Origin of the sequence: Tepidimonas taiwanensis, assembly GCF_020162115.1 — a bacterium.
Classification (GTDB): domain Bacteria; phylum Pseudomonadota; class Gammaproteobacteria; order Burkholderiales; family Burkholderiaceae_C; genus Tepidimonas; species Tepidimonas taiwanensis.
This window is the reverse complement of record NZ_CP083911.1, coordinates 761,697-786,330: the sequence shown is the minus strand read 5'-3', so window position 1 is coordinate 786,330 and position 24,634 is coordinate 761,697. Positions and strand designations below refer to the sequence as shown.

Genomic DNA, 24,634 nt, shown 5'->3' with positions numbered 1-24,634 from the left:
TTTACGTCAACGTCAACTGAGCGCATTGTACGAGGGCCAACCCTCGCAAAAACGAACGACCGTTCGTTTTTTCGGATTATAGGGGGCTGCGTTGCGCCTCACAAGCCCCTGCACCGAGCCCCTGCACCGAGCCCCTGCACCGAGCCCCTGCACCGAGCCCCTGCACCGAGCCCCTGCACCGAGCCCTGCACCGAGCCCCCCGCACCGACCGCTGCCGAGTGGCGCGCGGACACACCCGCAACGGTCATTGTTCGCCTCTTTTCACGGCTGGTTGCGCCCACCGGCGTTCCGGCGCGTGCCCCACCTGTCTTCCGCCAGAGATGCCTATCTTGCAGGGGAAGGACTCTCCCGTCGCTCCCCGGATGGGACAGCGTCCGGCAGCGGCGGCGTCCCCTTGACGTGCAGCACGCGCTGCGGGTACGGAATTTCCACCCCGTGCTCGCGGAACAGCTCCAGGATGCGCAGGTTGATCGCCGAGCGCAGGCCGAGTTGGCCGTTTTCCGGGTCCGCGATCCAGTAGCCGAGTGTGAATTCCAAACCATCAGCACCGAATGCCGACAACGCCGCCAGCGGGCCCGGGTCGCGCAGCACACGCGGCTGCTCCAGCGCGGCCTGCACCAGCAGGCGCTGCACCAGTGCCACGTCGCTGTCATACGCCACACCCACGACGGTAGACTGCCACACCTTGGGATCGGACAGCGACAGGTTCTCCACCCGCTGCGTGATGAGCAGCTCGTTGGGCACGATCGACTCGCGCCCGCTGACCGAGCGGATCACGGTGTAGCGCGCCTTGATGTCGGCGACGACCCCCTCGAAGGTGTCGAGCCGCACCATGTCGCCGATGCGCATGCTGCGCTCGGTCAGGATGACGAATCCGCTGACGTAGTTGGCGGCGAGCTTCTGCAGCCCGAAGCCGATGCCTACGCCGATCGCGCCGCCGAGCACCGACAGCGCCGTCAGGTCGATGCCGACCGCCGACAGCGCCAGCATCAGCCCGACGAAGAGCAGCAGCGCGCGCGCTGCGTTGCTCGCGGCCTTGCGCAGCGACAGCGACTCGCCGGTCGCGTCGCGCAACAGCCGCGCCTCGATCGCCGACGAGATCCACAGCGCGACGATCAGCACCGCGCCGGCGCTCAGCAGCCCCTCGATCAGCGTGCGCACCGACAGCGTCGTGCCACCCAGTTTCCACGTGATCTGGTCCAGCTCGGCAAGCACCACCGGCAGCAGCCCAGTGATCCACCCCACCGCGGCCAGCCACGCAAACCACGAGACGGTACGCTCCACCGGGCGCAGCCACGCCGCCCCTCGAAATGCCACTTCCAGCACTTTGACGCCGACACGAATGGCCACCAGCGCCAGCAGCGCAGGAATAGCCACGCGCCACACCGCCACCGGCACCCACAGCACCGTCAGTGCCCGCGCGCCGTACGCCAGCACCAGCAGCAGCAGCGGGAACAGCACGCCGTCGACGCCCCGGCGACCGAACCAGATGGAGCGTTCGGCGTCCGGGTTGAACGCCCGCTGCAGCCCCCGCACGATGGCCCACGCCAGCCCCACGCAGGCGGCCAGCGCGGCCAGCTCAATCAGGGCTCCGGGCTGCCAGAAAGCATTCAGCCAGGCGCCGAGGTCGTCGATGGGGGCGGGTGCAGCGGATCGGGTCATGAACGACGATGGTTCGGTGGTGGTTGAGTCGACGGTGGTTGCGTCGAAGACGGTGACGAATCGGGCGGACGAAGCTCGTCCGCGAAAGCGTGACAGGTGGAACCGCTATGGCCGCAACAGGCTCACCGCGATCGGGATCGAAGCGCGCCGGGACCGCAGCAAGCGGTCTGCGCGCGCCGTCGCCGTCAAGCGGACACCCGCCACGCCGGCACACGCTTCTCGATGAAGGCCTGCACGCCCTCCTGCGCGATCTCGTGCATCATATTGCAGGCCATCGTTTGGCCGGCGAGCTGGTAGGCTGCCTCGATGCCGGTTTCGCGGTGCTGGTAGAACACGGCCTTGCCCATCGCGATGGCCTCGCGCGGTTTCGTCAGGATCGCGGCCACCAGCCGCTCCACCTCGGCGTCCAGCGCCTCGGCCGGTACGACGCGGTTGACCAACCCGCGCAGCCGCGCCTCCTCCGCGCTGATGAACTCGCCGGTCAGCAGCATTTCCATCGCCACCTTGGCCGGCACGTTGCGCACCAGCGGCACGCTGGGCGTCGCGCAGAACAGCCCGACGTCGATGCCATTGACGCCGAAACGCGCCTCCTGCGCCGCCACCGCCAGGTCGCACTGCGCCACCAGCTGACAGCCGGCCGCCGTCGCCAATCCCTGCACGCGCGCGATCACCGGCACCGGCAGGCGCTGAATCTGCAGCATCATGCGCGAGCAGCGGGCAAAGAGCTGCTGGTAGTACTCGAGCCGCGGGTTGGCGCGCATCTCCTTGAGGTTGTGGCCGGCACAAAAGGCCTTGCCGGCCGCGGCGATGACGAGCACGCGCGCGCCCTCGTCGGCGGCGATTTCGTCGAGCCGGGCCGAGAGGGCCTCGAGCATCGCCTCGCTCAGCGCGTTGAAGGCCTTGGGGGTGTTGAGCGTCAGCGTGTGCACGCCGCGCGCGTCCCTTGTGTGCAGCAGGATCGGTTCTTCGCTCATCGGGTTGTCTCCTCTCCGGGGGCATGGCGCTGTTTGGCACCGGGATTGATGAACCGTCGGGACGGTCCTCTTCGGGGCCACCCCGCGGTAGCAAAAGGAAAAAGGAGGAAAGCGAGAGGCAGAGGGACCACGGCGACGGTCGCGGATCGGCCAGTGAGCACCATCACAGATCCGCCAGCACACGGATGTGGGCCTCGACGCTGCGCGCGAGGGCGCTCAGGTTGTAGCCCCCCTCCAGAACGCTGACGATGCGCCCCTTGGCGTGGCGGCGCGCGACGTCCCGGATGCGCTGGGTGATCCACACATAGTCTTGCTCGACCAACCCGAGCTGGCCGAGGTCGTCCTCGCGGTGGGCGTCGAAGCCGGCGCTGATGAAGATGCACTGCGGCCGGTGCGCCTCCAACCGTGGCAGCCACATCATCTCAACGATCTCGCGGATATCCATGCCGCGCGTGTAGGCGGGCACCGGCACGTTGACGAGGTTGGGCGCGTCGCGGTGGTCCCACTCCGGGTAGTACGGGTGCTGGTAGAAGCTGCACATCAGGATGCGCTCATCGCCGGCGACGATGTCCTCCGTGCCGTTGCCGTGGTGCACGTCGAAGTCGATGATGGCCACGCGCTTGAGCCCCAGACGCTGCAGCGCGTACTTGGCCGCGACGGCCACGTTGTTGAAAAAGCAAAAGCCCATCGCGCGGTTGCGGCACGCGTGGTGCCCGGGCGGCCGCACGGCACAAAACGCGTTGGCCAGTTCCCCACTGACGACGGCCTCGGTGGCGTCGATCGCCGCCCCGGCCGCGGCCAGCGCCGCCTCCCACGTGTGCGCGTTGAGCGCCGTGTCCGGGTCGACCGACAAGCGTTCGGGCCCGCCCGCGGCGATCGCATCGCGCAGTTCGTCGGCCAGCCCCCGGATCGCGGCGATGTGCATCCGATCGTGCGCCAGCTCCAGCTCCGCCACCGCCGCCGGCGTCGCGGTGCGCTGCCCCAGCCCGTCCAGCACCCCGGAGATCAGCAGCCGGTCCTCAATCGCCCCGAGGCGCTGCGGACATTCGGGGTGGCCGGGGCCCATGTCGTGCCGGGCACAGGCGGGATGGGTGTAATAGCCGGTGGGTTTCATGGCGCGATGCGGTGGGGACCGACGGCGGACGGCGCTTTCCGGTATCGTCTGGGGCATGACCGATCACCGGCCCCTCATTGCCTCCTTGTTGCAGCAGCTTACCACGGTCATCGTGGGCAAAGACGACGTGCTGCGCGACGCCGTGACCTGCCTGCTGGCGCGCGGGCACCTGTTGATCGAAGACCTGCCGGGGGTGGGCAAGACGACGCTGGCACACGCGCTGGCGCGCACCTTCGGGCTGCGCTTCGCGCGGGTGCAGTTCACCGCGGACCTGATGCCCAGCGACCTGATCGGGGCGGCCGTCTATGACCGGGCGCGGCAGGATTTCGTCTTCCACCCCGGGCCGCTGTTCACGCAGGTGCTGCTGGCCGACGAGATCAACCGCGCGAGCCCGCGCACGCAAAGCGCGCTGCTGGAGGCGATGGAGGAGCGCCAGGTCAGCGTCGACGGCGTCACGCACGCGCTGCCGGAGCCGTTTTTCGTCATCGCGACGCAAAACCCGTTCGAGCAGCTGGGCACGCACGCACTGCCGGAGTCCCAGCTCGACCGCTTTTTGATGCGGCTGTCGCTCGGCTACCCGGACCGCGAGGCGGAGCGCGCCCTGCTGCGCGGCGAGGAGCGGCGCGCGCTGCTGCAGCGCCTGCCGGCGGTGGTGGATGCCGAGGGACTCCAGCGGCTGCAGCGCGCGGTGGACGCGGTGGGGGTGAGCGACGCGCTGCTGGACGAGCTGCAGGCGCTGCTGGCCGCGACGCGCGACGGCCGCTGGTTCGTGCACGGCCTGAGCCCCCGCGCGGGGATCGCGCTGCTGCAGGCCGCGCGCGCCCGTGCGCTCGTTGCCGGGCGCGACTACGTGGCGCCGGACGACCTGCACGACGTGCTGATCCCCGTTGCGGCGCACCGGCTGGTACCGGCCGCAGGCGCGGGCCGCGACGCGGCGGGACAGCTGCGCGCGCTCGTGCAAACCTTAGCCGGGTGATGGACGTGGCCACGCTCGCCCTGCCCCGCGCCCGGTCCGTGCGCGAGCGGGTGCGCCAATGGTGGCTGGCGCGCCTGCCCGCGACCGATGAGCACGTGCTGACGCAGCGCAACCTCTATGTGCTGCCGACCCGCCCGGGGTGGATGCTGGCCGTGACGCTGGCGCTGCTGCTGCTCGGCAGCATCAACTACCAGCTCAACCTGGGGTATCTGCTGACCTTTTTGCTGACCGGCGCGGCGGGTGCCAGCGTGCTCGTCGGCCACGCGAACCTGCGCGGGTTGCGGTTGCGCGTGCGCGTGGATGGCGACGCGTTTGCAGGCCGGCCGCTGCCGGTGCGGGTGGCGCTGCAGGCGCCGGGGCGGCGCACCCGCTGGGCCGTGGCGCTGGCGTGGGCGCAGCCCGGCGCCGATCCCGTCGCCACAGACGTCGCGGGCGGCGCCGCGGAGGTGATGGTGCCGCTCGTGCTGCCGCGGCGGGGGCGCCACCGCCTGCCGCCGCTCGGCATCGAGACCCGCTATCCCCTGGGCGTCGCCCGCATCTGGAGCTGGTGGCGCCCGTCGCTGGCGGTCACCGTGTGGCCGGCGCCCGAGCCTTCGGCCCCGCCGCTGCCGGCCGCGGCCTCGACGCCGACCGACGCCGCGGACCGCCCGCTCGCCGCCGACGGCGCACCGATCGGGGCCAGCGCCGACCTTCCGGACGGGGTGCGCCCCTACCGGGCCGGCGACAGCCCCGGCCGGGTGCTGTGGAAAAAGGCCGCGCGCCACGACGGCGACCCGGCCGGCTGGCTGGTGCGCGAGGCCACCCCGACCACGGGGGACACGCGGCTGTGGCTGGACGACGCCGCCTGCGGGCTGTCGGACGTCGAGGCGCGGCGCAGCCGGCTGTGCGCGTGGGTGCTGCAGGCCGACGCCCGCGGCATCGTCTACGGCCTGCGGCTGCCGGGCTGCACCATCGAACCCGGCACCGGCCCCGCCCACCGCCGCCACTGCCTGGAGGCACTGGCATGTCACTGATGGCGGGCCCGTGGGCGCGCGGGCGCGCCGCGATCGAGCGCCTGCCGCGCGAGGCGCGCGACACGCTGTTTCTGCTCACGGTCATCGGCGGCATCGTCGCGCTGCAGGTCGCGCGGCTGCCGGGCTGGACGAGCGCGCTGACGGCCGCGGTGCTCGTGTGGCGCGGCTGGCTGGCGTGGAAGGCCCGGCCGCTGCCGCGCTGGCCGTGGCGTGTGGCGCTCACCGTGCTGGCGGTGGCGCTGACGGTCATGACGCACCGCACGCTGCTGGGGCCGGACGCCGGGGTCACGCTGATCGTCGTGCTGCTGGCGCTCAAAACCCTGGAGCTGCGCGCGCGCCGCGACGCGTACGTGGTGTTTTTCCTCGCCTTCTTCACGCTGCTGACGCCGCTGCTGTCGTCGCAGTCGCTCGCGACGGCGCTGGGCACGCTGCTGGCCGTGTGGGGGCTGCTGACGGCGCTGGTGCTGGCGCACCTGCCGCTGGGCCGCCCGCCCGTGTGGCAGGCCGCGCGCACCGCCGGCGCGCAGGCACTGGCGGGCGCGCCGGTAATGGCGCTGCTGTTCGCGCTGTTTCCGCGCCTGCCGCCGCTGTGGGGCATCCCCACCGACACCACCATCGGGCGCAGCGGCCTGTCCGGCCAGATGCAGGTGGGCGACGTCGCGCGCCTGGCGCTCGACGAGCGGGTGGCGCTGCGCGTCGCCTTCCCGGATGGCGTGCCACCGCGCGAGGCGCTGTACTTCCGCGGCCCGGTGCTGCGCGTCTTCGATGGGCGCCGCTGGCGGCCGCTGCACGGGCCCGACGCCGCGACCGACGTGCCGCCCGCGCTGGTGCGCGAGGATGCGGCCCTGCACGCCGCGCCGGCCGCCCCGGCGTGGCGCTACCAGATCACGCTGGAGCCGACGTTGCGCCCGTGGCTGCCGACGCTGGAATGGACGCCCGCGTCCCCACGACTCGTCGCGGGGGCCGCCGCGGGCATCGCGCCGCAATCGACACCCGACGGGCAATGGTGGCTGCCGCGCCCCGTCACCGACGTGTTGCGCTACGAAGGCGTCGCCCAGCCGCCGCAGCGGCTGGGCACCGACGCCGCGCGGCTGGCGTTGCAGGTGGACCGCGAGCTGCCCCCCGGCTACAACCCGCGCACGTTGGCCTGGGCGCAGGCGCTGCGGCGCGAGGTGGGCGACGCCTCGCCCCGGGCGCTGATGGAGGCGGTGCTGCGCCACCTGCGCGACGGCGGCTACCGCTACACGCTGGAGCCCGGTGTGTACGGGCGCGACACCGCGGACGAATTCTGGTTCGATCGGCGCGCGGGGTTTTGCGAACACATCGCGTCGGCGTTCGTGATCGCGCTGCGCGCGATGGACATCCCGGCGCGCGTGGTCACGGGGTATCAGGGCGGCGAGCGCAACCCCGTGGACGGGCTGTGGACCGTGCGCCACAGCGACGCGCACGCGTGGGCGGAGGTGTGGCTGCCGGGCGAGGGCTGGGTGCGGGTGGACCCCACCGCCTGGGTCAGCCCCGACCGCACCGTCAGCGGCGAGCGGCTCGCGCCACCGCCCGGACCGGTGGCCGCGGCGCTGGTGCGCGTCGATCCACGGCTGCTCGCATCCGTGCGCGCCCTGTGGGACGCCGCCAACCAGCGCTGGAACGACTGGATCCTGGACTACGGCCCGACACGGCAGCTGGACCTGCTGCGCCGGTTGGGGCTGACCGCGGCGGGCTGGCAGGACGCCGCACGCGCGCTCGGCGTCGCGCTGGCGGTGCTCGCCACCGTAGGGGTGCTGGCCCTCGCGTGGCGCTGGCCGCGCCGCGACCCGTGGCAGCGCTGGCTCGCGCGTGCGGCGCGGACCTGGGCTCGCGCGGGCGTGATCTATGCGCCGCCGCTGACGCCACGGCGGCTGCTCGCCGCGATCGCCGCCAGCGGCGCACCGTCCGCCGTCACCGACGCGTGGGCGCGCTGGCTGACCGCGCTGGAGGCGCTGCGTTACGATCCCCGCCATGCCAACCCACACACCGCCCACATGGAGCTGACCGCGCTGCGCCGCCGCTGGCGCACCCTGCCCCCGCCCCTCACGGCGACACCGCGGCCGCCCGGCGCACCCGCCCCCCAAGACGTCACACCACCCGCCGCCCCCCCGCGCCGCGGTGTGCTGGGCGCACTCGCCGCGGTGGCGGTGGCGGCGATCGTGGGCGGGGCCGTGCCGCAGCCCGCGCAGGCAGGATCGGACACCCCGGGGCCGTTCGCCCAGCGTGACGACGCACGGGCGCTGGCACGCGCCATCGACAGCGCGGAAGGCTGGGACGACGGCTGGGCGCAGCGCTGGATTGCGCAGGCGCGCTGGGACCGGCGGGCGCGGCAGTTCGTGCTGCCCCCGCCGCCCACCGCCTTCAAGAACTGGGCCGCGTACCGCGCGCGCTTCATCGAGCCGCGGCGCATCGCGGCGGGCGTGCGGTTCTGGGACACGCACGCCCCAACCCTTGCACGGGCGGAGGCCGAATACGGCGTGCCGGCCGCGGTGATCGTCGGCATCATCGGCGTGGAGACCCTCTACGGACAGCACCGCGGCCAGCACCGGACGCTGGACGTGCTGACGACGCTGGCGCTGGACTTCCCCGCCGAGCACCCGCGCGCCGCCGCGCGGCAGGCGTTTTTCCAGGGGGAGCTGCGCGCCTTCCTGCGGCTGGCCCGCGCCAGCGGCACGGCACCGGACGCGTGGCGCAGCAGCTACGCCGGGGCGATGGGGCTGCCGCAGTTCATGCCGAGCAGTTGGCTCGCGCACGCGGTGGACTACGACGGCGACGGGCGCATCGACCTCACGGCCAGCGCCGCCGACGCGATCGGCTCGGTGGCCCGCTTCCTACACGCGCACGGGTGGCAGCGTGGGATGCCCGCGCGTTACGCCGTCACGCCCCCGCCGCCTGGCGAGGGCCTGCAAACGCTGCTCGGTCCGGACATCCGGCCCACCTTCGCGCTGGCGCAGGTGCGCGCGCTGGGGGCCGTGCCCGAGCCGGCCGCGGAGGGGCACGCCGGACCGCTGGCGCTGGTGCTGCTGCAAAACGGCGACCCCGACGCCGGCGGCGCCCCGCCGACCTACGTGCTGGGCACCGCCAACTTCTATGCGCTGACGCGCTACAACCAGAGCAGCTACTACGCGATGGCGGTGCTCGACCTCGGCGAAGCCGTCGCCCAGGCACGCGCGGCGCGCTGAGCGAACCTGTCGCGCCCGCGGCGGCGGGGCGGGGTTTCCCCTGACCGCGAAGCGCCGCGGCCCACGCTACGATCCAGGCATCGTTTCATGCGCCACGCAGAGGAGACCCCATGCGCCTGTTCCGCCGTCTGTTCACCGCCATCGGACTGGGGGCCGCGTTCATCGCCGGCACCGCCAGCGCCCAATCCACCCAGTTCATCAACGTCCTGACCGGGGGCCAAAGCGGCGTCTACTACCCCGTCGGCGTGGCGCTGTCGCAGATCTACGCGAAGGAAATCCCCAACGCTCGCAGCACCGCGCAGGTCACGCGCGCCTCGGCCGAAAACCTCAACCTCCTGCAGGCCGGCCGCGGCGAAGTCGCTTTCACGCTGGCCGATGCCCTCTCCGACGCGTGGAAAGGCAACGAGGAAGCCGGCTTCAAGACCAAGCTCGACAAGCTGCGCGGCATCTCGGGGCTGTACAACAACTACATCCAGATCGTCGCGAACGCCGACTCGGGCATCCGTACGCTCGCCGACCTCAAGGGCAAGCGCGTCTCGGTCGGCGCGGCACGTTCGGGCACCGAGCTCAACGCGCGCGAGATCTTCAAGGCCGCGGGGCTCAGCTACAACGACCTCGCCAAGGTGGAGTACCTGCCCTTTGGCGAATCGGTCGAACTGATGAAGAACCGCCAGCTCGACGCGACGCTGCAGTCGGCGGGCCTCGGCGTGGCGTCGATCCGCGACCTCGCCACCGCGATCAAGATCGTCGTCATCCCGGTGCCGCCCGAGGTCGTCGCCAAGATTGGCGACCCGGCCTACCAGCCCGCGGTGATCCCGGCCAACACCTACACCGGCCAGACCACCGACGTGCCCACCGCCGCCATCCCCAACTTCCTCGTCACGCACGCCGGCGTGCCGGACGATGTCGTGTACCGCATGACCAAGGCGATGTACGACAACCTCGATACCCTCTACGCCGCGCACAACGCCGCGCGCGCGATCAAGCGCGAGAACGCCCTCAAGGGCATGCCGGTGCCGCTGCATCCGGGTGCGGAGCGCTACTACCGCGAGGTCGGACTGCTGAAGTGACGCGCCGATGACGACCGCCGCCACCGCCTCTCCGGTGGCCAGCCCCACGGATCGGGCCGACCTGCGCGGCCCGATTTTTTGGGTGGCGCTGGCCTTTGCCGCCTTCCAGCTCTGGATGTCGGCCTTTCACCCGCTGTCCAGCCAGGTGATCCGCGCCCTGCACGTGGGCTTCGTGCTCTGGCTGGTGTTCCTCCTGTACCCGCCGTGGCGCCACCAGCCGGGCTGGCGCGGCAGCGCGGGACTCGCGATCGGCTGGACGCTGGGCCTCGCCGGGTTTGCCACCGGGGTGTACCAGTGGGTGTTCGAGGCCGACCTGACCCAGCGCGCTGGCGAACTGGCGGGTGCGGACTGGGTGATCGGCATCATCGCCATCGCGCTCGTCTTCGAGGCCGCGCGGCGCGTCATGGGCTGGGGGTTGCCGATCATCTGTGCGGCCTTCCTCGCCTACGGGGCGTTCGGCCAGCACCTGCCCGGGGCGCTCGCCCACCGCGGCTACGACTGGGAAATCCTCATCGCCACGCTGGGCTTCGGCACCGAGGGCATCTACGGCACGCCGACCTACGTGTCGTCGACGTATATCTTCCTGTTCATCCTCTTCGGCGCGTTTCTGGAACAGGCCGGTATGGTGCGCCTGTTCACGGATTTCGCGATGGGCACGGTGGGCCACACGCGCGGCGGACCGGCCAAGGTGGCGGTGATCTCCTCCGGCCTGATGGGCACGATCAACGGCTCGGGCGTCGCCAACGTGGTGACGACGGGCCAGTTCACGATCCCGCTGATGAAGCGCTTCGGCTACAGCCCCGCGTTCGCCGGTGGGGTGGAGGCCACCGCCAGCATGGGCGGCCAGATCATGCCGCCCGTGATGGGGGCGGTCGCGTTCATCATGGCCGAGACGATCAACGTGCCGTATCTGGCCATCGTCAAGGCCGCGCTCATCCCGGCGATCCTGTACTTCGTCACCGCGTTCTGGATGGTGCACCTGGAGGCCGGGCGCAAGGGGCTGCTGGGCCTGCCGCGCGAGCAATGCCCCAACCCCTGGACGACGGTGCGCGAGCGCTGGTATTTGCTGCTGCCACTGGCGGCGCTGGTGGCGCTGCTCTTTTCCGGCTACACGCCGATGTTTTCCGGCACGGTGGGTCTGGCGCTGACCGTGGTGCTGATCTTCGGCGCGGCGGTGATGCAGGGTATCCGCGGTGTGCCGCTGCGCATCCTGTTCTGGGTGCTGCTGGCGCTGGCGTGCGCGGGGTTTTTCCGCTTCGGGGCAGGCACGTTCTTCGTCGTCACCGCGGTGTTGGTGGCGCTGACGTATGCGCTGCGCGTCGGGGCGGAGGCGCGCCGCACCGCGCTGCGCGCGCTGGTCGAGGGCGCGGCGCACGCGCTGCCGGTCGCCGCCGCGTGCGCGCTGGTCGGCGTCATCATCGGCATCATCAACCTCACCGGCGTCGCGGCCGAGATCGGCGGCCACGTCATCGCGGTCGGGCGCGACAACCTGCTGCTGGCGCTGCTGCTGACCATGCTGACGTGCCTGGTGCTGGGCATGGGCATCCCGACCATCCCGAACTACATCATCACGAGCTCGCTGGCCGCGCCCGTCCTGCTGGAGCTGGGCGTACCGCTGATCGTGTCGCACATGTTCGTCTTTTACTTCGGGATCATGGCCGACCTAACGCCGCCGGTGGCGCTGGCCGCGTTCGCCGCGGCACCGATCGCGCGTGAAAAAGGCCTGCTCATCAGCCTCAACGCGGTGCGCGTGGCCATCGCCGGCTTCGTCGTACCGTTCATGGCGGTCTACAGCCCGGCGCTGATGCTGCAGGGCGACCCGACGTGGGGAGCGGTCGCGTGGATCGTCTTCAAGGCGCTGGTGGCCATCGGCCTGTGGGGGGCCGGGGCGATCGGCTACCTGTGGGGGCCGCTGGCGTGGTGGGAGCGCGCCTGGGCCATAGGCGCGGCGAGTTTCCTCGTCGTGGCGCTGCCGATCACCGACGAGATCGGCCTGGGTGCGACGGTGGCGTTGCTCGCGTGGCACGGGCTGCGGCAGCGACGGCGCGTCCCCGCCCATTGAAGGGCGGGCACCGAGGACCAGTATGGCGGCCGCTGTGGTGTGGGGGCTGTGCCTGGCGTGGGCGGCGAATGCGGCGGATCTGCCCGACGCCCACAACACCGCCTCGGCCGACGAGGTCGCGCTGCCGGCCCGCGACATCATGCTGGCGTGGACGCACTCGATCGAGCGCGTACGCTGGGAAGAGCGCTACGCGGTCCTCGCCCCCGCCGACACCGGCGCGCGCTGCGCCCCGCTGCCGCACGGCGCGCTGTGTCCGATGCAAGCGCGCGTGGTCGGCTCCGGGGCTGGCATGGAACCCGCGCCGCACGCGCGCTGGCGCGCGGGCGGCTATGAGTGGGCACCCGCGCCCACGCCGCTGCCTGCGCTGCGCCTGATGCACTCTGCCCACGCGGCGGACTACACACTGTGCATCGACGGGGTTTGCCGGCCGCTGGCCACGTGGCGGGCGCACGCGGGTCCAAACACCGGCAGCTCTGGCGACGAGATGGTGCGCCTGCGGCCGTGCCCGCTGCCGTCGTACGCACCGACGCCCGCGTCGGCGGCACGCCCCGGTGACTGACAGACCGGAGGGTTCCCCGATCAATCCCCGGGACAGGATCGGATCGATGCGGTGCGACGGCATTTTTTGTTTCCGCCCAGCCTCCCTTGGGTGTAACGGACGCGAGGGAGCCGATACAAAATCAAGGCGGAACCACAAGGTCCGCCGCCCCTGAAGCCGATCAGGTATCCCCCTCACGCCGCCGCCGGCAGCAAAAAGGTCTGGCTGATGCGCGTGCCCAGCGCGTTGACGCGCTCCAGAAACTGCGTCAGGAACGCGTGCAAGCCGTGGTCCAGGATCTCGTCGATGCGCGCAAAGCGCAGCTGCGCGCGCAGCCGCCCGGCGTGGCGCTCGGTCTCGGCGGAATGCTCATTGCGCACCGCCTCCAGGTTGCGCACCACCTCGTCCAGGCATGCGGCGAGGCTGCGCGGCATGTCCGCGCGCAGGATCAGCAGCTCCGCCACCCGCTCCGGCGTGATGACGCTGCGGTAAACCTTGCGGTAGATCTCGAACGCGCTGACGCTGCGCAACACGCTGCTCCAGTGGTAGAAGTCCAGTGTCGGATCCGACGCCGCGGCGTCGCCCGCCGCGAGCGCCCCGGCGGGGTCGTGCGGCACGGCGTGAAACTTCACGTCCAGCATCCGCGCGGTGTTGTCGGCCCGCTCCAGAAACGTGCCCATGCGCAGGAAGTGAAACGCCTCGTCCTGCAGCATCGTCCCGTAGGCCACCCCGCGCGAGACGTGCGAGCGGAATTTCACCCACTCGAAAAACGGCCCGGGGTCGCGCTCGAAGTCCCCGCTGCGCAGCAGGCGCTGCAGCTCCAGCCAGGTCTGGTTCTGCGTCTCCCACTGCTCGGTGGTGAGCACGCCGCGCACCGCGCGGGCGTTTTCCCGCGCGGCGCGCAGGCACGAATAGATGCTCGACGGGTTGTGCTCGTCGCGCACCATGAAGTGCAGCACGTCGCGCGCGTTGACCTCGCCGTGCTGGTATTGGTAGGCGGGCAGCAGCTCGCTGATGCGCAGCAGCGCCTCCCAGCCCTGCCGCGCGACCTGCGCGGACTGCGGCAGCAGCGACATCTGGTAGTGCACGTCGAGCATGCGGGCGGTGTTTTCGGCGCGTTCGGTGTAGCGCGCCATCCAGAACAGGTGGTCGGCGGTGCGGGACAGCATTTCGGTCTCCGGGGATGGCGAGGGGACGGGCTCAGGCTTCCAGCACCCAGGTGTCCTTGGTGCCGCCGCCCTGCGAGGAATTGACGACGAGTGAGCCCTCACGCAGCGCCACGCGCGTCAGGCCCCCGGGCACCATCTGCACCGTCTTGCCCGACAGCACGAAGGGCCGCAGGTCGATGTGGCGCGGGGCGATCCCCTGCTCGACGTAGGTCGGGCACGTCGACAGCGCCAGCGTCGGCTGGGCGATGTAGCGCTGCGGGTGGGCGCGCAACGCCTCGCGGAAGCGCTCGATCTCCGCGCGCGTCGCCGCGGGGCCGACCAGCATGCCGTAGCCCCCGGCGCCGTGCACCTCCTTGACGACGAGTTCCGGAAGGTGATCTAGGACATAAGCCAGATCGTCCGGCTCGCGCCCCAGATACGTCGGCACGTTGGCCAGGAGGGGCTTTTCGCCGAGGTAGAACTCGATCATCTTCGGCACGTACGGGTAGATCGACTTGTCGTCGGCCACACCGGTGCCGATCGCGTTGCACAGCGTCACGTTGCCGCGGCGGTAGGCGTCGAGCAGCCCGGCGCAGCCCAGCATCGAGTCGGGCCGAAACGCCAGCGGGTCCAAAAAATCGTCGTCGATGCGCCGGTAGATCACGTCCACCCGCTGCGGGCCGCGCGTCGTGCGCATGTAGACGAACCCGTCGCGCACGAACAGGTCCTGCCCCTCGACCAGTTCCACGCCCATCTGTTGCGCGAGGAACGCATGCTCGAAATACGCGCTGTTGTAGATGCCCGGCGTGAGCACGACGACGGTCGGGTCGGCCGTGTGGCTCGGCGCCACCGAGCGCAGCGTCTCCAGCAGCAGGTCCGGGTAGTGCGCCACGGGGGCGACGCGGTGTTCGCGGAACAGCTCGGGAAACAGCCGCATCATCATGTTGCGGTCCTCGAGCATGTAGCTGACGCCCGACGGCACCCGCAGGTTGTCCTCCAGCACGATGTACTGCGGCTCGCCGCCGGCGCCCGGCAACGGTGCGCGCACGATGTCCACGCCCGCAATGTGGGCATACACGCCGCCAGGCACATCGACATTCACCATTTCGGGGCGAAACTGCGCGTTGTGCTCCACCGGCTCGCGCGGCACGACCCCGGCGCGCAGGATCTCCTGCCCGTGGTAGATGTCGTGCAGAAAGCGGTTGAGCGCCGTCACCCGCTGCACCAGGCCGCGCTGCAGCGTCTGCCACTCGTGGGCGGGGATGATGCGCGGAATCACGTCGAACGGGATCAGCCGCTCGGTGCCGGCCCCCTCCTCATCCTTGTCGCCGTACACCGCGAAGGTGATGCCCACGCGACGGAAGATCACCTCCGCCTCCTCGCGCCGCGCGGCCATGCGCTCGGGCGGCTGCTGGGCGAGCCAACGGGCATACGCGGCATAGTGGGGGAGCACGCCACCGTCGGCGGCGGTCATCTCGTCGGGAAAACGGGGCGTCAGGGTCATGGGCGTCAGGCCAGGGCGGAAGGAAGCGGGCGCCGCACGCCGGTCACCGCGGCCGCGCAGCGCACGTCCCATCGTAGCAAGGCCCGGGCCAAGCGGGCAAACGGGCTGATGGGGTGCCGCGTCCTTGGCGACAGCCGCGCCCAGCGTCATCCGTTTGTCACGAACGGCCGGCACCATGCCGGCGCTACCCAACGCGTCCCGCCCGAGATGATCCTGTCGGTCCCGAAGTCCTCCGTGAGCGTCGACCCCCACAGCGTGCGGCGGCTGCTCGCCGACGGCGGCCTGCACCTGCACGTCCAGCCGATCGTCGACCTGTTGCAGGAGCGCATCGTCGGGCACGAAACCTTGGTGCGCACGCTGCCCGGCTGCGCGTGGTCCACGCCGGATCGGCTGTTCGCCGCTGCGCGGCGTGAGGGCTGCACGCGCGAGCTGGAGCTGGCGTGCCTGACGATGGCGATCGCGCGCTGGCGGCAAGAGACGGGCTTTGGCCAGTTGTTCGTCAACGTCAGCGCGCAGGCCATCATCGACGCCACCGCCACCGACTGGTTCCGCGCGCTGGACACCACGCGCCCGAGCCTGGCCGGCGTTGTGCTGGAGCTGACCGAGCATGAGCGGGTCGAGGACCTGGCGCCGCTGCAAGAGGCGCTTACCCGCTGGCGCGCCGCGGGGGCACAGCTGGCGCTGGACGATTTCGGCGACGGGCGCTCGAGCCTGCGCCTGTGGTCCGAGCTGCACCCGGAGTACGTGAAGATCGATATGTACTTCGTGCGCCACGTGCACCGCGACGGCCAAAAGCTGCAGACATTGCGCGCGCTGCAACAGCTCGCCACGACGTTTGGCTCGCACCTGATCGCCGAGGGCGTGGAGAGCGTCGAGGAACTGATGATGCTGCGCGACCTGCGCCTGCCGATGTCGCAGGGCTATCTGATCGGACGGCCGCAGCCGCAGGTGTGCGCGGTGCTGCCGGGGACGGTGCGCGACGTGCTGTCGGCGCGGGAGATCATCGTGCTGCCGAGCGAGCGGCCGGTGCGGCGTCAAAACACCACCGCCCGCGAACTGCTGGTCGAGGCCCCCAGTCTCGGCAAACAAGCATCGCATGAGGACGCGTTGGAGCTATTCCATCGCATGCCTTCATTGGAGGCAGCGGCCATCGTCGATGGCGACGGTACCCCGCTGGGACTGATCACCCGCCGCAGCCTGCTCGAGCTGACCGCGCAACGGTATTTCCGTGACCTTTATGGCCGCCGCTCCTGCCTGCTGCACGCCGTGCGCGATCCGTTGTGCGTGGAGCTCGCCACACCGGTGGAACAGCTGACGCAACTGTTGCTATCGCCAGACCAGCGTTACCTGCGCGACGGCTTCATCCTCACCGAAAATGGACGCTACCGCGGCCTGGGCACCGGCGAGCAGCTGGTGCGCCGCGTGACCGAAGCGCGCATCGAGGCCGCGCGTCACGCCAACCCGTTGACGTGCCTGCCGGGCAATGTCCCGATCAGCGAGCACATGGAGCGGCTGCTCGACAACGGCGAGCCGTTCGTCGCCTGCTACGCCGACCTCAACCAGTTCAAGGCGTTCAACGACCACTATGGCTACTGGCGCGGTGACGAGATCATCCGGCTCGCGGCCCGCTGCCTGGGCGACGCGTGCGACCCGCTGCGCGACTTCATCGGGCACGTGGGCGGCGACGACTTCGTGCTGCTGATGCAAAGCGACGATTGGGAACCCCGGCTGCGCGCGGCGATCGATCGCTTCAACACCCATGCGGCCGATCTCTACGACCCGGAGGCACGCCAAGCCGGTGGCATCTGGGCCGAGGACCGGCACGGCGTGCAGCGCTTCCACGCCCTGACGACGATGAGCGTCGGCGCAGTGTGCGTGCACCCGGCCCGTTACCGGGATGCGGAGGCCATCGCCAGCGCCGCGGCCGCCGCCAAGCACGTGGCCAAGCAAGGCCGCCACGGGCTGTATCTTGCGCAGCGCGAGGCCATTCACCACAACTCGCCGTCGCCTGCGGCGACCCGCCCGGCTGCGACCCCAGCCGCCGCGCCGGCCGGCAGTGGCGCGCCGGTGTCCACGTAACGACGACGCTCGCGCCGCTCGCAGCGCAATTTCCGCGGCTGCGCGCTGTGCCAAGTCGTCGCGCCGCAGGTCGCGGTGTTGACCCACGCGATGCCACGCTGGTCCAGACGGCGCAACACCTGCGGGTGCGGGTGGCCGTAGCGGTTGCGCCAGCCGGCCTGGATCGCCACCGCCCGCGGCTGCAGCGCATCGAGCCACGCCGCCGACGTGGACGTGCCGCTGCCGTGGTGAGCAGCCACCAGCAGGCCCACCGGCTGCGCCGCCCCGGCGGCGATCAGCAACGCCTCCTCCTCGGCCCGGATATCCCCGGTCAGCAACGCCGACGCCGGCCCATCACCGATACGCAGCACGCACGAGCGGGCGTTGTCGCCACCGCGCCCGCGCGGCGCCCAGTCCGCTGTCGGCGGATGGAGAAACGCGAAGCGCACGCCGTCCCACTCCCACGTTTCGCCCGCGACGCAGGTCCGCACCGGCGCCACCACACGATCCCCGGGGTCGAACGACGCCCACCACGCGGTGTGGGGATACGCGGCCGCCAACGTCGCCATGCCCGCCGCGTGGTCGCTGTCGTCGTGGCTGATGACGATCGCGTCGGGCTGCGCCCCCAGCGCCCGCAACCACGGCAGCAGCACCCGCTCAGCCGCGTCGCCCCGGCCCAGCGGTGGCCCGGCGTCGAACACCAGCGTGTGGCGCGCGGTGCGCACGATCGCCGCGCTGCCCTGCCCCACGTCGGGCAGCAGCACCTCGAACGTGCCGGGTGCCGGAGCCGGTGGCTGGAAGGTCCACGCCGGCCACAGCAGGATCGCGCCCCACGCGCGCCAGCGCCACGGCAGCGGCCACACGAGCACCGCCGCCCCCACCGCGGCCAGCACGGCCAGCGCCACGGGCAGGGCAGGCCGCTCCCACACCGCCAACGGCCACGCGGCCATCGCGTGCAACATGGTCAGCAGCCCGCGCGCCAACCCCGCCGCCACGTCCCACAGGGGGGCCCACAGGACGCCCAGCAACGCAACCGGGGTCAGTGCCCACGTCACCCACGGGATCGCGACCGCGTTGGCCACCAGCCCCACCACCGACACCTGGCCGAAAAACACGAGCGTCAGCGGCGCCAGCGCCACGGTGACGACGAGCTGCGCGCGCCAACCCTCGCGCAGCGCGTTTCGCAGCCGTCCGGTCCACCCCGCACCCGGCAGCCCGCCGTCCCCCTGCGCGAACAGCACCGCGACGGCGACAAAGCTCAACCAGAATCCCGGCTGCCACCACGCCCACGGGTCGACCAGCAGTGCGGCCGCCATCGCCAGCCCCCACGTCACCGGCCACGGCCAGCGCCGCCCGGTGAGCGCCAGCCCGACCACGACGGCCAGCATCGTCACCGTACGCTGCGCGGGCACGCCCCAGCCCGCAAACAACGCATACGCGGCCGCCAGCGCCACCCCGCCCACGCCCGCCGCCACCGGCACGGGGCACGCCAGCAGCAGCCGCGGCCAGCGCCGCCCCACCCGTCGCCAGCCCCCACCCACCACCGCCACCGCCAGCCAGGCGAACATCGTCACGTGCAGCCCCGAGATGGCCACCAGATGCGCCACGCCCGTGGCGCGAATGGCCTGCCAGTCCGCATCCGGTATCGCCGCCTGGTCACCGGTGACCAGCGCCGCCACCAACCCCGCGGCGGCAGCGCCCGCACGGGGCTCGACACGTGCCATGATCGCATCACGCACGGCCGCCCGCGCGCGCTCGACAGGGTAAGTCCAGGCGTCATCGGCCACCCGACCGGGCGGCGGGCGCCGCGCCCCCTCGAGCACCCGCGCGGTGGCGACGACGCCCTCGCGCCATAGCCACGCCTCGGCATCGAAACCATACGGATTGGCCAGCCCCCGCGGCACCCGCAGCCGCAGGTGCGAGCGCCACACCTCGCCGGGACGCACCCGGGTCACCTCACCGTCGGCGCCGCGCGCCCCGCGCCAAAAGCCGATCCGAACCGTCCCGGCGAGCGACAGCGGCGCGCCATCGAGCGCGCGCGCCTGCAGCAGCCGCGCCTCGAAAACGGCCCCGTCCGGCCCGTGGCGCGGCAACCCTGTGACCTGCCAGACCGCCTCCACCTCGGCCCCGTCCCAAGTGTCGGGCAAGCGCTGCTGCATAAGGTTCAACGCCCGCCACCCGGTCAACGCAAACGCCAACGCCGCCGCGATGGGCAGCCAGCCCCACACCGCCACCCGCGGGCGAACACGCCAGCGCAACGCCAAAGCGGCCAGACACCCGGCCACGCCGGCCAGCACGGCGTAGACCACACCGGACCACAGCGCGGGCTGCAGGGTCTGCGCCCCCGTGCCGAGTATCCAACCGATCAGCGCTGGCACCCACGCCCGACGCACCCGCGCCGACACCGACAGCGCGTCCCGCCCCGGCGCCTCCACGCCCGCGCCCCTGCCCCCGCGCAGTCAGCGCATCGCGTCGGCCGGCGTGGCGCGGCGCAACACGCCGTCGAGCTGTGTCCCCGGTGCCACCGTGTTGAAGACCGTGCCGTACTTGCGCACGTTGTCGTGCAACAGCGCCAGGCGCCGATCGGGCTCGTCGGTGTCGACAATGATCTCGTAGCGGATCGATGCCATCTTGGGCGGCACGTCCTGCCGCTCGCCGGTGATCACCACCCGGACCCCACGCAAGTCGAAACGCAGGATCGGTGTCACACGCTCGATGCCCTTGATCATGCACGCGGACAAGGCCGCGAGCAGCAGCTCCGCTGGATTGAACGCGTCCGCGCGTCCCGCCAGGTCGGTGTCGAGCACCAGCCGCGCGTCCTTGCACCGGGCCTCGCTGCCGTGGGCGTCCACCCGCACCGCCTCCACCGCAAACCGCATCACCGGCCGATCGGTTTCCATCGTTGCTGCTCCCCTCGCGGCCAACGCGCCGCATGCGGGGATGATAGCGCGCCCGGGTGCTCCGCCCGCCGCCAAGCCGATGCGTGCCCGAGCGACCCGGCGCACGGCCAAGTGCGCGAGCGACCCGGCATGTGCCGCCCCTTCACCGTCCCCCACCGTCCTCGCGCCGCCCCATCCAGACGGCCGGCCCGACGGGCCGGATCGATCGATAGAATGCCACCGACTGGAGATTTCACCGATGAGCGTTTACCAACGACTGCAAACCCTGGGCATCACCCTACCCCCCGTGGCCGTTCCCGCGGCCGCCTACGTCCCGTATGTGCAAACCGGCAAGCTCGTTTTTCTGAGCGGCCACATCGCCAAGCGCGACGGCAAACCTTGGGTCGGCCAGCTGGGCCTGACGATGACCACCGACGAGGGCAAGGCGGCGGCCCGTGCCGTGGCCATCGACCTGCTGGGCACGCTGGACGCCGCCTGCAAGGCCGCCGGCACCACGCTCGACGGCGTGCGCCGCATCGTCAAGGTGCTCAGCCTCGTCAACTCCACCAACACCTACACCGAGCAGCATCTGGTCACCAACGGCTGCTCGGAGCTGCTTGGCGAAGTCTTCGGGCCCGAAGTGGGTGCGCACGCCCGCAGCGCGTTCGGTGTCGCGCAACTGCCGCTGGGCGCATGCGTGGAAATCGAGCTGATCGCCGAGCTGGCCTGACGCCGCTGCGGGCGCGCGCGTTTCTGCCGGCGGCGGTAGCCGATTGATCGCGCGCGGATCGCGCGGGCTTTGGCAACAGCCGCGAAGCGCCCGCCCGCTGTTCAATTCAGCCGCCACACGCGGCCGGGTTCGAACCCGAAGCGCCCCTCGCGTCCCTTGCGTCCACGGGCGCTCAGGGCATTGGCGAGGCTGCGACCCTCCAGCGTCTCGCCGCGCGGCTTGCCGCCGCGGCCGCTGCCCTCCACCCGCACGCGCTGCGCGTACGCGGCAGCACCGGCCAGCGTGTCGCCCCCCTCCAGCCGCATCAGCATTAGGCCACGCCCGCCTTTGGGCTGAGCCTTCAGCTCATCGATCGCAAAGGTCAGGATACGCCCGCCGCGGCTGACACAGCACACGTGCGTGGCGGGCGCAAGAGCGCCTGCGCCTGCACCGGTACCCGCATCGGCCTCGGGTTCCGGCCCCACCGGCCCCTCGACACCGCCCCACTGGATGCGCCCCTGCCCCTGTACCGGGGACGGACAGCACGGCGCCTCCCCCGTATCCAACGTCAGGAAGGCCTTGCCGCCCTTGACGCGCGCGGTCATGTCCTCGATCGTCGCCAAAAAACCGTACCCGCCCGAGCCGCTGACCAGCCACGTCGACGACGGCGGCCCCGCGAAAAAGTGCAGCGGCTGCGTGCCCGATTCGAGCTCGATCAGCGTCGTGATGGGCTGCCCGTCCCCACGCGCGCCCGGCAGGCTCGCCACCGGCACGCTGTACACCCGCCCGTTGCTGCCCAGCACGATGAGCGTGTCGACCGTGCGGCACTCGAAGGTACCGTAGAGCGCGTCGCCTGCCTTGAAGCCGAAGGCCGCCGCGTCGTGCCCGTGCCCGGTGCGCGCGCGCACCCAGCCCTTGGCCGAGACGACCACCGTCACCGGCTCGTCCACGACGCGGATTTCGGCCACGGCCTTTTTCTCGGCCTGGATCAGCGTGCGGCGCGCATCGCCAAAGGCCTTGGCGTCCGCCTCGATCTCGCGGATCATCAGCCGCCGCAGGCTCGCGGGGTTGGCAAGGATGTCCTCGAGCCGTGTCTGCTCCTCGCGCAGCGCCTGCAACTCCTGCTCGATGCGGATCGCCTCCAGCCGCGCGAGCTGTCGCAGGCGGATTTCGAGGATATCGTCGGCTTGCCGCTCGGTCAGCGCAAAGCGCGCGATCAGCGCCGCCTTGGGGTCGTCGCTCTCGCGGATGATGGCGATCACCTCGTCGATGTGCAGCAGCACCAGCTGCCGCCCCTCGAGCAGGTGGATGCGCTCGCGCACCCGCTCGAGCCGGTGGCGCGATCGCCGGCCGATGGTGTCCTGCCGGAACGTGATCCATTCCTGCAGGATCTGCCGCAGCGGCTTGCACACCGGCCGGCCGTCGGCCCCGACCACCGTCAGGTTGACCGGCACCGAGGTCTCCAGGCTCGTGTGCACGAGCAGCTGGTTGATGAACACCTGCGGGTCGAGCCGGCTGCTCTTGGGCTCGAAGACCAGCCGCACCGGCGCGTCCTTGCCGGACTCGTCGCGCACGCCGTCGAGCAGCGCCAACATGCTGGCCTTGAGCTGCTGCTGCTCGGGCGTGAGCGCCTTTTTTCCCGGCCGCGCCTTGGGGTTGGTGATGTCCTCGATCTCTTCCAGCACGCGCTGCGCGCTCACACCCGGGGGCAGCTCGTGCACGACCAACTGCCACTGCCCGCGCGCCAACTCCTCGATGGTCCAGCGCGCGCGCACCTTCAGGCTGCCGCGCCCGCTGCGGTAGGACTCCTGGATGTCCGCCGCCGGGCTGATGATCTGCCCGCCCCCTGGAAAGTCCGGCCCGGGCAGCAGGGCAAACAGCGCCTCGTCGCCGAGCTGCGGGTCTTTCAGCAGCGCGACGCAGGCATCCGCCACCTCGCGCAGGTTGTGGCTCGGGATCTCCGTGGCCAACCCCACCGCGATGCCGCTGGCCCCGTTGAGCAGCACGAACGGCAGGCGCGCCGGCAGCTGCCGCGGCTCGACGGTGGAGCCGTCGTAATTGGGCACGTAGTCCACCGTGCCCTCGTCGATCTCGTCGAGCAGCAGCGTGCTGATGCGGCTCAGCCGCGCCTCGGTGTAGCGCATCGCCGCCGCGCCGTCGCCGTCGCGGCTGCCGAAGTTGCCCTGCCCGTCGATCAGGGGATAGCGCTGCGTGAAATCCTGCGCCATGCGCACCAGCGCGTCGTACGCTGCCTGGTCACCGTGCGGGTGAAAGCGCCCGAGCACGTCGCCCACCACGCGCGCGCTCTTGACCGGCTTGGCCGGCGTCGTGCGGTTCGGCCCGCCCCAGCCCAGCCCCATGCGCTGCATCGCGTACAGGATACGGCGCTGCACGGGCTTTTGCCCATCACACACATCGGGCAGCGCGCGGCCCTTGACCACGCTCAGCGCGTATTCGAGATACGCGCGCTCGGCGTACTGCGCCAGGGCGATGGCGTCGTCGCTGCTACCATCGCGAAGCATCGTTGCGTTGTCCACCATGCCCCCGATTGTCCTCGCAAAACCCCCAGCCGACGCGCCAACGGCCGCCGACCAGGCGCTGGCCGAAACCCTTTGGCAGCCCGCGGGGCCTGACCTGCCCTGCCCACCGCAGCTGCACCCATGGCTGACCGACACCGGCTCACTCACCGCGCGGCTGCAGGCCCACTGCCAGCACCTCACCGTCGAGGTGGTGGCCGAAGGCCGGAGCGAGGTCGACGCAGACAGTGCCGCCGCCCTGCAGTTACCGATCGGCACGAGTGTCTGGAGCCGCCTTGTCATCCTGCGCGCGGACGGCTGCGCTGTCGTCCTTGCCCACAGCGTCACGGACATGCAACACATCCGCGGCCCCTGGTCCGAGCTGCCCACGCTGGGGAATCGACCGCTGGGGGCGATGCTGTTTGCGGCCGCTGACGTACGCCGCTCTCCGTTGTTCGTGGCCCAACTGTCAAGCGCGCACCCCCTGGCCCGTCAAGCCCGCGTGGCCTCGGGTGTGGGCGGCAGTGATCCCCTGTGGGCACGCCGCTCGCTGTTCTGGCGCGCCTGCGCCCCCTTGCAGGTAACCGAAGTCTTTTTGCCCGCGCTGGCTGCTCGGGTGCAACCGACCGCACTGCAAGGCAATCGGCCATGAATACCGTGCCGCCCACCTCCCCCCCACCGCGAGCCAAGGGGTGGCAGCGGCTGTGGCGCGCCACTGGCTATTCATGGGCAGGGCTGTGCGCCGGTTGGCGTGAGCCGGCCTTCCGCCAGGAGGCGCTGCTCGCCATCGTGCTGGTGCCCGCCGCGTTCTGGCTGGGCCGCTCGTGGATCGAGGTCGCGTTATTGGCCGGCAGCGTCGTGCTGCTGATGGTGGTGGAGCTGCTGAACACCGCGATCGAGTCGGTGGTCGACCGCGTCGGCCCCGAATGGCACGCGCTGTCCAAACGCGCCAAGGACCTGGGCAGCGCGGCGGTGCTGCTCACCCTGCTGCTGGTCGGTGGCATCTGGGTCGCCGCGCTGTGGGCCCGGTTGGCGGCGTGATACCGTCGGAGCACCACACCTTCTCTGGCCCGTCCACGCCCCCACCTCCCCCGCCGCGACCCGCTAAGCTGGGCCGGCCCAGTCCGTAAGGCCTGGCCGCACCCCGCGGAACGATCTGACGGCCCGGCCGCACCCTCGTTCATATCTCTCGACGCGAAGGCGTC

General features: G+C 71.4%; 18 protein-coding genes. 10 read left to right on the top strand and 8 right to left on the bottom strand.

What is annotated here, in order from left to right; all coding sequences use genetic code 11:
- Positions 1 to 324: 324 nt before the first annotated feature.
- The 3 genes from LCC91_RS03675 to LCC91_RS03665 form a co-directional block, all read right to left on the bottom strand.
- Positions 325 to 1,662 carry a mechanosensitive ion channel family protein gene (locus LCC91_RS03675; RefSeq protein WP_043699909.1) on the bottom strand — a complete coding sequence of 446 codons (1,338 nt, stop codon included), beginning with the start codon at positions 1,660 to 1,662 and terminating at the stop codon, positions 325 to 327.
- 185 nt (positions 1,663 to 1,847) lie between these two features.
- Positions 1,848 to 2,636 carry an enoyl-CoA hydratase gene (locus LCC91_RS03670; protein ID WP_043699907.1) on the bottom strand — a complete coding sequence of 263 codons (789 nt, stop codon included), beginning with the start codon at positions 2,634 to 2,636 and terminating at the stop codon, positions 1,848 to 1,850.
- Positions 2,637 to 2,799: 163 nt separating this feature from the next.
- A complete protein-coding gene (locus LCC91_RS03665; RefSeq protein ID WP_043699905.1) occupies positions 2,800 to 3,750 on the bottom strand; it encodes a histone deacetylase family protein in 951 nt (316 codons plus the stop codon).
- 55 nt (positions 3,751 to 3,805) lie between these two features.
- Here LCC91_RS03665 and LCC91_RS03660 point away from each other — a divergent pair, with 55 nt between their 5' ends.
- The 6 genes from LCC91_RS03660 to LCC91_RS03635 all read left to right on the top strand — a co-directional run bounded on the left by LCC91_RS03660 (position 3,806) and on the right by LCC91_RS03635 (position 12,636).
- A complete protein-coding gene (locus tag LCC91_RS03660) occupies positions 3,806 to 4,726 on the top strand; it encodes an AAA family ATPase (protein WP_043699903.1) in 921 nt (306 codons plus the stop codon).
- A gap of 5 nt (positions 4,727 to 4,731) precedes the next feature.
- Positions 4,732 to 5,739, top strand: coding sequence for a DUF58 domain-containing protein (locus tag LCC91_RS03655; RefSeq protein ID WP_082007529.1), 1,008 nt, complete (start codon positions 4,732 to 4,734; stop codon positions 5,737 to 5,739).
- A complete protein-coding gene (locus LCC91_RS03650; protein ID WP_082007521.1) occupies positions 5,730 to 8,945 on the top strand; it encodes a transglutaminaseTgpA domain-containing protein in 3,216 nt (1,071 codons plus the stop codon). The genes LCC91_RS03655 and LCC91_RS03650 overlap by 10 nt, the downstream gene beginning before the upstream one ends.
- Before the next feature lie 110 nt (positions 8,946 to 9,055).
- Positions 9,056 to 10,015 carry a TAXI family TRAP transporter solute-binding subunit gene (locus LCC91_RS03645; RefSeq protein WP_052231479.1) on the top strand — a complete coding sequence of 320 codons (960 nt, stop codon included), beginning with the start codon at positions 9,056 to 9,058 and terminating at the stop codon, positions 10,013 to 10,015.
- A 7-nt stretch (positions 10,016 to 10,022) separates the two neighbouring features.
- Positions 10,023 to 12,077, top strand: a complete 2,055-nt coding sequence (locus LCC91_RS03640; RefSeq protein ID WP_043699900.1) for a TRAP transporter permease — start codon at positions 10,023 to 10,025, stop codon at positions 12,075 to 12,077.
- 22 nt (positions 12,078 to 12,099) lie between these two features.
- Positions 12,100 to 12,636, top strand: a complete 537-nt coding sequence (locus LCC91_RS03635; protein WP_052231478.1) for a DUF1850 domain-containing protein — start codon at positions 12,100 to 12,102, stop codon at positions 12,634 to 12,636.
- Between the two features lie 173 nt (positions 12,637 to 12,809).
- Here the strand turns inward: LCC91_RS03635 and LCC91_RS03630 are convergent, their stop codons facing one another.
- Both LCC91_RS03630 and LCC91_RS03625 read right to left on the bottom strand, forming a co-directional pair.
- Positions 12,810 to 13,784 carry an alpha-E domain-containing protein gene (locus tag LCC91_RS03630; RefSeq protein ID WP_043699898.1) on the bottom strand — a complete coding sequence of 325 codons (975 nt, stop codon included), beginning with the start codon at positions 13,782 to 13,784 and terminating at the stop codon, positions 12,810 to 12,812.
- Positions 13,785 to 13,815: 31 nt separating this feature from the next.
- On the bottom strand, positions 13,816 to 15,267 hold the full coding sequence (locus tag LCC91_RS03625) for a circularly permuted type 2 ATP-grasp protein (protein WP_185974934.1): 1,452 nt from the start codon (positions 15,265 to 15,267) through the stop codon (positions 13,816 to 13,818).
- Between the two features lie 207 nt (positions 15,268 to 15,474).
- Between LCC91_RS03625 and LCC91_RS03620 the strand changes: the two genes are divergently transcribed.
- The gene (locus LCC91_RS03620) at positions 15,475 to 17,346 is read left to right on the top strand and encodes an EAL domain-containing protein (RefSeq protein ID WP_143898537.1); all 1,872 of its coding nucleotides are present in this window, start codon (positions 15,475 to 15,477) and stop codon (positions 17,344 to 17,346) included.
- On the opposite strand, the gene LCC91_RS03615 is transcribed toward LCC91_RS03620, so the two are convergent.
- Together LCC91_RS03615 and LCC91_RS03610 are read right to left on the bottom strand one after the other, a co-directional pair.
- Positions 17,256 to 19,760: a DNA internalization-related competence protein ComEC/Rec2 gene (locus tag LCC91_RS03615; protein ID WP_052231477.1), complete on the bottom strand. Its 2,505-nt coding sequence runs from the start codon at positions 19,758 to 19,760 to the stop codon at positions 17,256 to 17,258. The genes LCC91_RS03620 and LCC91_RS03615 overlap by 91 nt on opposite strands.
- Before the next feature lie 24 nt (positions 19,761 to 19,784).
- Positions 19,785 to 20,225: an OsmC family protein gene (locus tag LCC91_RS03610; protein ID WP_043699891.1), complete on the bottom strand. Its 441-nt coding sequence runs from the start codon at positions 20,223 to 20,225 to the stop codon at positions 19,785 to 19,787.
- A gap of 238 nt (positions 20,226 to 20,463) precedes the next feature.
- On the opposite strand from LCC91_RS03610, the gene LCC91_RS03605 reads away from it, so the two are divergent.
- Entirely contained in the window at positions 20,464 to 20,934 is a 471-nt protein-coding gene (locus LCC91_RS03605) for a RidA family protein (protein ID WP_043699888.1), read from the top strand.
- A 101-nt stretch (positions 20,935 to 21,035) separates the two neighbouring features.
- Here the strand turns inward: LCC91_RS03605 and parC are convergent, their stop codons facing one another.
- Positions 21,036 to 23,453, bottom strand: a complete 2,418-nt coding sequence (gene parC, locus LCC91_RS03600; RefSeq protein WP_043699886.1) for a DNA topoisomerase IV subunit A — start codon at positions 23,451 to 23,453, stop codon at positions 21,036 to 21,038.
- Between parC and LCC91_RS03595 the strand changes: the two genes are divergently transcribed.
- The gene (locus tag LCC91_RS03595) at positions 23,452 to 24,081 is read left to right on the top strand and encodes a chorismate--pyruvate lyase family protein (RefSeq protein WP_052231476.1); all 630 of its coding nucleotides are present in this window, start codon (positions 23,452 to 23,454) and stop codon (positions 24,079 to 24,081) included. The two genes, parC and LCC91_RS03595, sit on opposite strands and share 2 nt — an antisense overlap.
- Positions 24,078 to 24,470 (top strand): diacylglycerol kinase, encoded by a 393-nt coding sequence (locus tag LCC91_RS03590; RefSeq protein ID WP_043699883.1) that lies wholly within the window; start codon positions 24,078 to 24,080, stop codon positions 24,468 to 24,470. The genes LCC91_RS03595 and LCC91_RS03590 overlap by 4 nt, the downstream gene beginning before the upstream one ends.
- The last annotated feature ends 164 nt before the right edge of the window (positions 24,471 to 24,634 follow it).